At 69.4% G+C, this 9447-nt stretch carries 10 protein-coding genes and 2 tRNA genes; 6 read left to right on the top strand and 6 right to left on the bottom strand.

Going from position 1 to position 9447, the window contains the following annotated elements:
* Positions 1-79 precede the first annotated feature (79 nt).
* Genes DPQ64_RS05905 through DPQ64_RS05895 form a run of 3 tightly spaced genes read right to left on the bottom strand, consistent with a single transcriptional unit; the run spans position 80 to position 3309 of the window.
* Positions 80-2758, bottom strand: coding sequence for a heavy metal translocating P-type ATPase (locus tag DPQ64_RS05905; RefSeq protein ID WP_115863434.1), 2679 nt, complete (start codon positions 2756-2758; stop codon positions 80-82).
* Positions 2755-3105 (bottom strand): urease accessory protein UreH domain-containing protein, encoded by a 351-nt coding sequence (locus tag DPQ64_RS05900; RefSeq protein WP_115863433.1) that lies wholly within the window; start codon positions 3103-3105, stop codon positions 2755-2757. Before DPQ64_RS05900 ends, DPQ64_RS05905 begins: the two co-directional genes overlap by 4 nt.
* Before the next feature lie 6 nt (positions 3106-3111).
* Positions 3112-3309 carry a cytochrome-ba3 oxidase subunit gene (locus tag DPQ64_RS05895; RefSeq protein ID WP_232820499.1) on the bottom strand — a complete coding sequence of 66 codons (198 nt, stop codon included), beginning with the start codon at positions 3307-3309 and terminating at the stop codon, positions 3112-3114.
* A 169-nt stretch (positions 3310-3478) separates the two neighbouring features.
* Between DPQ64_RS05895 and DPQ64_RS05890 the strand changes: the two genes are divergently transcribed.
* From DPQ64_RS05890 to DPQ64_RS05870, 5 genes are read left to right on the top strand one after another with little or no spacing between them, the layout of a single operon-like run.
* Complete coding sequence (locus DPQ64_RS05890) at positions 3479-3730, top strand: hypothetical protein (RefSeq protein WP_115863431.1); 252 nt, start codon at positions 3479-3481, stop codon at positions 3728-3730.
* A gap of 18 nt (positions 3731-3748) precedes the next feature.
* Complete coding sequence (locus DPQ64_RS05885; protein WP_115863430.1) at positions 3749-4264, top strand: cytochrome c oxidase subunit II; 516 nt, start codon at positions 3749-3751, stop codon at positions 4262-4264.
* A 1-nt stretch (position 4265) separates the two neighbouring features.
* Positions 4266-5981, top strand: coding sequence for a b(o/a)3-type cytochrome-c oxidase subunit 1 (locus tag DPQ64_RS05880; RefSeq protein WP_115863429.1), 1716 nt, complete (start codon positions 4266-4268; stop codon positions 5979-5981).
* Complete coding sequence (locus tag DPQ64_RS05875) at positions 5978-6181, top strand: CbaC protein (protein WP_115863428.1); 204 nt, start codon at positions 5978-5980, stop codon at positions 6179-6181. Before DPQ64_RS05880 ends, DPQ64_RS05875 begins: the two co-directional genes overlap by 4 nt.
* Entirely contained in the window at positions 6181-6846 is a 666-nt protein-coding gene (locus tag DPQ64_RS05870) for a DUF7546 family protein (RefSeq protein WP_115863427.1), read from the top strand. The genes DPQ64_RS05875 and DPQ64_RS05870 overlap by 1 nt, the downstream gene beginning before the upstream one ends.
* Positions 6847-7217: 371 nt before the next feature.
* Here DPQ64_RS05870 and DPQ64_RS05865 read toward each other — a convergent pair whose 3' ends face one another.
* From DPQ64_RS05865 to DPQ64_RS05855, 3 genes are all read right to left on the bottom strand, one after another.
* Positions 7218-7448, bottom strand: coding sequence for a hypothetical protein (locus tag DPQ64_RS05865; protein WP_115863426.1), 231 nt, complete (start codon positions 7446-7448; stop codon positions 7218-7220).
* Positions 7449-7520: 72 nt separating this feature from the next.
* A tRNA-Ile gene (locus DPQ64_RS05860) sits at positions 7521-7595 on the bottom strand.
* 100 nt (positions 7596-7695) lie between these two features.
* A tRNA-Asn gene (locus DPQ64_RS05855) sits at positions 7696-7768 on the bottom strand.
* Between the two features lie 148 nt (positions 7769-7916).
* Here DPQ64_RS05855 and cca point away from each other — a divergent pair.
* Positions 7917-9305: a CCA tRNA nucleotidyltransferase gene (gene cca / locus DPQ64_RS05850; RefSeq protein WP_115863425.1), complete on the top strand. Its 1389-nt coding sequence runs from the start codon at positions 7917-7919 to the stop codon at positions 9303-9305.
* Positions 9306-9447: the final 142 nt, after the last annotated feature.

Here is a 9447-nt window from a genome sequence, read left to right as displayed (position 1 = left end):
GGGCCCCGGTACGAGTACCCGGACGTTGAAACCGTCGCGGAGCGCGCGTCCGGCGCTCGTCACGACGAGCGCCGGACGCTCACTCCAGCGACCGGGCGGAATTCGCGACGACCACGAGACTGCTGGTTCCCATCGCCACCGCCGCGAACAGCGGGTTGAGCAGACCGAGGGCGGCTAGCGGCACCGCGACCGCGTTGTAGAGGAACGCCCAGCCGAGGTTGTGCCGAATGCGCCGGTTGGTGGCTCGCGCCACGTCGAAGACGGCCGGCACGGCGTCGAGCCCGCCGTCGACGACCACGGCGTCGGCGGCGTCCCCAGCGAGGTCGGTCCCGCTCCCGAGCGCGACACCGAAGTCTGCGGTCGCCAGCGCGGGCGCGTCGTTGCTTCCGTCGCCGACCATCGCCACGGTGCCCCGCGACTGGAGTCGTTCGACCGTCTCGGCCTTCGCCTCGGGCGGCACGCCCGCGAACACCTCCGAGACGTCCTCGGCCTCGCGATACCGGGCGACAGCGCGCTCGTCGTCGCCCGTGAGCACCACGACGTCCCGGCCGTCCGCGAGGTCGGCCACGGTCTCGCGCCACCCGGCCCGCGGTTCGTCACCCACGACGACGATCCCGCGGACGCGGTCGGCCCACCCGACCGCGACGGGCACCTCGCCGGCCTCGCGTGCCGACTCGACCGCCGGCCGGAGGGCGTCGGGCATCGAGAGGCCCCGCTCGGCCAGCAGATCCGGGTGGCCGACAGCGACCGTTTCGCCCGCGATCTCGGCCGTCACGCCCCTGTCGAGAGTCTCGACGCTCTCAGCGTTCGGACGGTTGGTCGGTGTGGACTCCCCGGTCGAGGCCGCGGTCTGCGGTGCGGTCGCGGCCTCCGAGGCATCGGTTTGAGTAGCGGTCGCAGTTCCGGTTACGGTATCAATTCCGGTTGCGGTCGCAGTTGCGGTTGCAGTCGCAGACTGCTGCGTCTCAGCGTTGGCCCCAGCGGCGCTCGCAGGAACCGCCTCGGACGCCGCCTCCACGACTGCCTCCGCGATAGGGTGGGCCGAGTAGCGTTCGAGCGCGCCAGCCCGGGCCAGCACCTCCTCTGCGGCGGGACTCCCTGTCGCCGAGTCGTCGGTGACGACCGTCCGGACCGCCATCCGGCCGTCGGTCAGCGTCCCGGTCTTGTCGAGGACCACCACGTCGACCTCGGGCGCGGACTCGAACACCGCGTCCGAGGCGACAACCACGCCGCGGTCGGCGGCCTCCCGGATGCCCGAAGCCACGGCGAGCGGCGTGGCCAGCCCCAGCGCGCACGGACACGACACGATGAGTACGGTCAGTCCCGCGAGCAGAGCGTCCGCGACCGGCGCGCCCGTGAGAAGGTGGTACCCGGTGGCGACGACCGCGAGGACCAGCACCGTCGGGACGAACAGGGTCGCCAGCTTGTCGGCGAGGCGCTGGACGCCCGACCGCGAACTCTGGATGTCCCACAGCAGGTCGACCAGCCCGTCGAGCGTGCTGGCCGCGTCCTCGCCGACTTCGACCACGAGGTGATCGTCGGTCACCACGGTGCCGCCGAGCACGCGGTCGCCCGGCCGACGGGTCTCTGGCACCGACTCGCCGGTCACCAGCGACTCGTCGACCGCGGCGGTGCCCGCGACCACCTCGCCGTCGACGGGCACGCGCTCGCCAGGCCTGACGAGCACGCTGTCACCCGGTTCGAGAGCCGAGACGGGGACCGACTCGTGATCGGTGACCGCGACCGATTCGTGGTCGGCGACCGCGACCGGCTCGGCGTCCCCGGACGCGGTGACGCGGGTCGCCTCGGCCACGCGCGCGCTGGTGAGTTCCGAGAGGCCGCTGGCGGCCCGCCGCTTGATGCGATCCTCGTAGTAGTTGCCCAGCGTCACGACCAGCACGATGGCGACGGTCACGTCGAAGTAGACGTGCGTCCGGCCCACGAGGACGGCCACGGCGCTGTAGAGGTACGAACTCGTGGCCGCCAGCGACACCAGCAGGTCCATGTTGGGCCGGCCCGCCCTGAGGCTCACCACCGCGCCGCGAAGGATGGGGTAGCCCGTGTAGAACAGCACGATGGACGACATCAGCCAGACGTTGCCGAACAGGTAGAGGCCGTCGAAGCCGCCGAGGTCTACGAGGGGTTCGTAGCCCAGGTAGGACGGGTAGAGAAACAGCGCGTACCACAGCATCACCATCATGCCGAAGATGCCGCCGCCGAGCAGGAACCGGACGAGCTGGGCGTCGATCCGGTCGTCGCCGTTCGCGGCCGCCTCCGGGTCGTCGACGCCGTAGCCGTACCGGTCGAGTCGGGACCCGAGCGCGTCGAGGTCGGCGTCTCCCTCGTGTGCGACCCGGAGCATGTCCGTGGCGTAGCTCGCGTCCGCGCCGTGCACGCCCTCGGCGTCGGCGACCGCCGACTCGACGAACACCTCGCAGGTCGCACAGTGCATCCCGTCGACCGCGAGGTACGTCCGGTCGGCGTCGTCGGGCACGTCGGCGGTGGCCGACTCGGCGTCTCGGCGTTCGCGGACCGACTCGGCGTCAGCCGACTGCACGTCGTCGAGGGTCCGGGCAATCTCCAGACAGCCCCGACAGCAGTACGCCCCCGGAACGCGCTCGCCGGCGTCGAGCACCTCGTCGGTGACGGGACGAGCGCCCGTGGACAGCCCGCAGAGCGTACACTCACCGTCCGGGTTGGACTCGCCGGTCGCGGAACCGGAGGCGGATTCGCCGGTCGTGGTCGACGACTCGCTCACGGTAGCACCCCGAGCGGTTGGTACTCCGGCGACGGGAGCGGGAGCATCACTCGCGGCACGCCGACGCCGAACAGGTCCCGCCCGTGGGCGGCCACCAGCGCACCGACGACTGCGTAGCCTGCGGTCCGGCCGAGGTCGAACAGGAGGTGCTGGCGGACCTGTCGCACGGTGACGGTCCCGTCGTCTGCGTCCTCGCGCTCGCGGAGTCGGTCGGCGTAGACGGTCACCAGCCGGCCGCACATCCCGAGACAGTGGGCACCGCCGAGGAGGCCGACCACGAGGAACACCGCCGCGTCGAGATTTCCGGTCGGGCCCGACGCACCGAGGCCGTGAAGCGGAACGAACATCAGGCGTCAGACCGCGGAGTCGGTGGCGTCGTCGGTCTCGTGGCCACCGTCGGTTTCGTGGCCGTCGTCGCCCTCGACCGGCGAAACCAGCAGGTAGATGCTGGTGAAGATGAGCACGACGTTCACGGCCGTCACGGCCGCCGCCGACAGGTTCTTTCCGAGGCCGAACGCCACCGCGGGGACGAGTGCGAGGAGCGCGAGCACACTTAAATTCCGAGGCGAACGATTCGACAACACCTTTTTGAGTCGACTCTGGCTCTCCGGGGAGTCCATACGGACCCGTTGGAACCGGTCCAAGTACCCGATTACGCCGGTTTTCAGCTCGTGGGAATCGCGGCCACTCCATTTAACACAGTCGTTCGTACCGGCACTTATGTCGACAGACACGGAAGGAGAGTCACTGGCCCGGCGGGAGCCCGACACGGCTCGCCCGGAGCCCGAGCGCCCGTACGGCTACGTGGTCGGGTCCGCGCCCGACGGCGTCGAACGGGAGCTAAGCCACGACGAGTTCGACCCGGTCGGAACGCTCACCCTCATCTTCGCGTACTTCGTCATCCTGGTCGTGATGTGGGTGTTCATGTACTTCGTCGAGTTCCTCGGACGGGGCCTCACGGTGGTCGGATGATCCTGGAGGTGAACTGAGATGGAGATCCACGCCTACGAGAAACTCTGGCTCGGTGCGGCGCTTCTGTTGATCGTCGGATTCATCGGGACGGTCGCGTTCGGCGCGGTCGGCGCTGGCGTCGACATGATCGACGACGACGGCGGCACCGTCGACCCGGGCGCGCTCGACCAGCACCCCAAGTTCGGTGACCCCGGCGTCTACCAGTCGGGGCCGAACGAGTACGACGTGTACGTGGTGGCCCAGCAGTTCCAGTTCCAGCCGGGGACGGCCGAGGCCATCGAAGTGCCCGTCGACAGCACCGTCACGTTCCACGTCACCTCCGCCGACGTGATCCACGGGTTCGAGGTCGTCGGCACCAACGCCAACACGATGGCCATCCCCGGACAGGTGTCGACGTTCACCGTCGAGACCGACGAGGTCCGCGACCACGGCATCGTGTGCAACGAGTACTGCGGAAGCGCACACCACGCCATGGAGGGGACGGTGAAAGTCGTGCCCGACGACGAGTTCAACGCGACCGACGGGGGTGCCTGAGATGGCAACCTTCGTCGACCGGTACCCCGAGGAGGCGTCGGTGGTGAAGGCGTGTCTGACCGTCGCGTTCGTCTCGCTGGGGATCGGCGCGTTCTTCGGGCTGGTACAGGCGCTCCACCGCACGGGCGTGGTTCGACTGTTCAGCTCGGTCGACTACTACACCGTGCTCACGGCCCACGGCGTCCTGCTCGCGCTGGTGTTCACCATCTTCTTCCTGCTGGGGCTGTTCACGTGGGCGATCACGAGGAGCCTCGAACGGCCCCTGCCCAACATCCGGCTGACGTGGGCCTGGGTCGGGCTGGCACAGGCCGGGACGGTCGCCACGGCGGCCGCCATCCTCGCCGGATTCGTCCCCGACATCGGGGTGAGCGCCGACGTGCTGTTCACGTTCTACGCGCCGATGAAGGCCCACCCGCTGTTCTACGCCGGGTTGGCGATGTTCATCGTGGGGACGTGGCTCGCGGGCGCAGACTGGTTCCTCGCGTACCGCGAGTGGCGGAAAGACAACCCCGACGAGCGCATCCCGCTCCAGACATTCATGGTGCTCACCACGATGCTGATGTGGTATCTCGCCACCATCGGTGTCGCGGTCGAGGTGGTCGTCTTCCTGCTCCCGTGGTCGTTCGGAATCGTGGAGACGGTCAACCCACTGCTCACCCGGACGCTGTTCTGGTTCTTCGGCCACCCGGTGGTGTACTTCTGGCTGATGCCGGCCTACCTGATGTGGTACACCATCCTGCCGAAGCTGGCGGGCGGCCGGCTGTTCAGCGACCCCCTCGCGCGGGTCGTGTTCGTGCTGTTCCTCCTGCTGTCGACGCCGGTCGGCATCCACCACCAGTACCTCGACCCCGGCATCGCGGAAGGGTTCAAGTTCATCGCCATGACGAACACGATGTTCCTGCTGTTGCCGAGCCTGCTGACCGCGTTCACGGTGGTCGCCAGCATGGAACACGGCGCGCGCCAGCGCGGCGGCGAGGGGCGGCTCCGATGGCTGGGCGCGCTCCCGTGGCGCGACCCGGCGTTCACCGGGATGGCGCTCGCGGGCCTGATGTTCGCGGCCGGGGGCTTCTCGGGCATGATCAATGCCGGCATGAACATCAACTACCTCATCCACAACACGCTGTGGGTGCCCGGCCACTTCCACCTCACCGTGGGTACCGCGGTGGCGCTCACGATGATGGCGGGGTCGTACTGGCTCGTGCCGCAGTTGACCGGTCGGAAGCTCTACAGCCGACCCATCGGGCTGGCGCAGGTCGTGCTCTGGTTCGTGGGCATGGTGTTCATGTCGAACGCGATGCACCGGGCCGGCCTCGCGGGCGTGCCGCGCCGGACCGCCGAACCGCAGTACAACAGCTTCGACTTCACGACCACCATGGGCTCCATCGAGGAGCTCCAGCTGCAGATCGCGGTCGGCGGCACGCTGCTGTTCGTGTCGGTCGTGCTGTTCTCGTTCAACATGCTCGCGTCGGCCATCGAGGACCCCGTCGAGACGCCGGTCGACGACCGGCTGCCCGCGCCGCTCTCGGGCGCTGACGGGAGCCCCCGAGTGCTCGACAACCTCCGGCTCTGGACCGCCATCGCGGTCGTGCTGGTCGTCCTGGCCTACACGCTCCCGCTGGCGAGCATCGTCCAGGACGCCGGGCTGTTCGGCAACGTGCCGGGCGTCCCGATGCTGATCGGGAACTTCGTCGAGTCCCTCGCGGGGGTGATCGCATGAGACTCACGCCCGCCGGTGCCCTCGTCCTCGTCGCGTTCAGCGTCCCGGTCGCCATCGAACTCCGGACGCTGTTCGGAATCTTCGGCGTCGCCCTGCCGCTCGCGTCGGTGGTCGTCTTCGAGGCGGTGTTGCTGGCGGCCATCGCGGTGGCCTACGTCGCAAGCTCGGACTCGGACGCCGACGCTGCGGCCAAGCACTGATGGCGACGAGCCGAGGCCGGACCGACGCGCAGTTCGAGACAGCGCTCCGGGCGGCCCGGCTCCTCGTCGGACTCGCGGTCGCGGAGGCCGCGCTCGTGGTCGCGTACCTCGGCGTGGCCGACGCGGGCGTGGTCTCGGCCCGGTACCTCGCGTACCCGTTCGTCTGGACCAACGCCGCAGTCCTGGCGGTCGCCACGGTTCGCGTTCCGCGGCCCGACCGCGCCGACCCGCGGACGCTCGGCGCGGTCCTCGCCGCGGTCGGCTACCTGCTCGCGCTCTGCTGGGCCGGCGGACTGGTCGGAACCGGCACGGGGTCCGGCCTCGGGAGCGTCGGGGTCTTCGCGGCGGTTCCCGGCTGGGGCCCGCTCGCGACCGTCTCCGGCGGGGCCGTCCACCTCACGCTCGTCCCGTTCAAACTCGTCGGCTACGCGGGCCTGGCCGTGCTCGCGTACGCCGCACTCGCCCGCGCGAGCCGGGGGCTGCTCGGGGGCGCGCTGGGGCTGGTGACCTGCGTGAGCTGTACCGGGTCGGTACTCGGCGCGCTACTCGCGGGCGTCGGCGGCTCGTCGGCGGTCGCTTCCGCGGCGCAGACCGGCTCCTACGACCTCTCGACCGCGGTGTTCCTGTTCGCGGTCGCGGCGCTCTGGGTCGGGGCACGCCGGTAGCGAACGGCTGCATCTTCGCGGAATCTCGGTGGCTGACCAGCCACGGGTAACGCTCGGTGGTTCGAACATCGGTCGCGCTCGGTGTGTCAACTGGCAGTTGCGCCCCACTGAATCAACCGGCAGTCGCGCTCCGATAGAAAACCGCCAGTCGCGCCCCGCCAGAAAACCGCCAGTCGCGCTCCCTCGACGGTCCACGAGTCGCGCTCGGCTACCCGATAACCATCTCTGTCGGGTGAACTGTCGAGGGCATTACCGAGGTTGGTCGTCCCACGGGGGTCACAGCGGGCCCGGATCGTTCGAGAGGCCAGCGCTCCGCTGGACGACGACCGTCTCCGAACGTCGAGTCACGCACAGCGAGTCACAGAAGTAGTTCAGGCGCGTCGCCGCCCCACGTCCTCCCGGAACCACGAGGACGTGATCGCGAGGAACGCCGCCAGCGAGACGGCGGACAGCACCGCCACCGCGAGGTCGGGCGTGACCGTCACGCCGAGGGTGCCGACCAGGGCGTACCCCGCGACTGCGGTCAAGGCGACGCCCAGGAAGACGAACAGTCCGATGACCGCCTGCAACGGGTCGAGGAGTCGGTTGGTTCTGGAGTTCATGACTACTTGGTAGTACGGGGGAACTACCCATCAAGGGCGGACGCGATTCTCAGGTTCTGAAAATCGGAGCGATGGGCCCTGACGGATTCGAACCATCGACCACTCGGTTATGAGCCGAGCGCTCTAACCAGACTGAGCTAAGGGCCCGACGTATGGCCCTTTTCCGTGGCACCCTTTTAGCCTATCGCTTTGGGGGGTAAAGACGGGACTCTGCCAGCTCTTGGCTCCATAATTCGCGAAGGAGAAGCGCCGCCGCCAGGGCTCGAACCTGGGGCAACCTGGGTAACAACCAGGTGCTCTACCAACTGAGCTACGGCGGCTTTCGAACGCATCCCGAAATAGCGTGAGTGGTTTGATAGACCTTTCGTTTTCGCCCGACGGAAGTGAGCCGGTCCCACGCGGGAGCGACGCGTGGTCGCGCGCCGGGAGACGACACGTTTTCACCGGCGAGGGCCCAATCCTCGGTCGATGACCGGCGACGAAGAGTTCGACGAGGTGACGGCCGCGGTCCGCGAGCGCGTCGACCCCGACGAGGAGGAACGCGAGCGGATGCGCGAGGCTGCGGCGGCGCTCCGCGAGCGGGCCGAGACGGCCATCGCCCACCTGCCGGTCGATGCCGACGCGATACAGGTCGGGAGCACCGCTCGCGGGACGTGGATCGGCGGCGACCGGGACATCGACCTGTTCGTTCGGTTTCCCGCCGAGTTGGAGCGCGAGAAGCTCGAATCCTACGGCCTGACGGTCGGCCACGCGGTCCTGTCCGAGGGCCGCGAGGAGTACGCCGAGCACCCCTACGTCACCGGCGAGTACGAGGGGTTCGACGTGGACTGCGTGCCGTGCTACCGGCTCGAATCAGCTACCGAAATCCAGTCGGCGGTCGACCGCACGCCGTTCCACACCGAGTACCTCGAATCGCGGCTCGACGACGACCTCGCCGGCGAGGTTCGCCTGTTCAAGCAGTTCCTCAAGGGCATCGGTGTGTACGGAAGCGACCTCCGGACGCGAGGGTTCTCGGGCTACCTGACCGAACTGCTCGTGCTGGAGTACGGGAGCTTCCGGGCGGTCGTAGAGGCAGCAGCCGACAACTGGCACCCGCCGGTCCGGTTCGACCCCGAGGACCACGGCAGCGACGACCTCGCGTTCGACGACCCGCTGGTCGTGATCGACCCGACCGATCCCGAACGCAACGTCGCCGCGGTCTGCTCGGCCGAGAACGTCGCCGGCCTCCAGCACCACGCGCGGGAGCTGCTGGCCGACCCCCGGGAAGCCCTGTTCTTCCCCGAGCCGACCGAGCCGCTCGACGCCGCGGGCGTGCGCGACCACGTCGAGACCCGCGGGACCACGCCGGTCGCGCTCCGGTTCGACGCGCCGGACGTGGTCGAGGACCAGCTCTACCCCCAGCTCCGGAAGTCGCTCGCTGGCGTCCAGGACGAACTCGACCGCCGGGGGTTCGACCCGCTGCGCGCCGCGGCGTTCGCCGACGACGACGCGGTGCTGTTCGCGGAACTGGCGGTCGCCGAGCGTCCGGTCGTCGAGCGCCACGAGGGGCCGCCGGTCCACGTCCGCGAGCACGCCGAGGGGTTCTACGAGAAGTACGCGGACGAATCACGGGATGCCGACGGTTCGACAACCTACGGCCCCTTCCTCGACGGCGACCGGTACGTGGTCGAGCGCGAGCGCGAGTTCCGAACCGCCGAAGCGTTCATCGACAGCGACGCCATCTTCGACGTGGCGCTCGGCGTACACGTGGAATCGGCGCTCGAAGACGGCTACGACGTGCTGGTCGGCGCGGACGTCGCGGAACTGGCCGCGGAGTTCGGGTCGGAGCTCGCCGACTACTTCGATCCGCGGCCGTGACGCATTCTGCCGTGGCGCACTTCTCGTGACTGGCGTTTGCCGTTTCGAACTTGCGCCGGTGCGGAATCGCGCGGACCGGTCCGCGCGATTCCCCCCCCCCGCCCCCCCCGGCGGGGCCCACCCCCCCCCCCCCCCCCCGGCG

It is taken from the genome of Halorussus litoreus (assembly GCF_003382685.1).
In the GTDB taxonomy this organism is placed as follows: domain Archaea; phylum Halobacteriota; class Halobacteria; order Halobacteriales; family Haladaptataceae; genus Halorussus; species Halorussus litoreus.
This window is presented reverse-complemented; position numbering and strand designations above follow the sequence as displayed.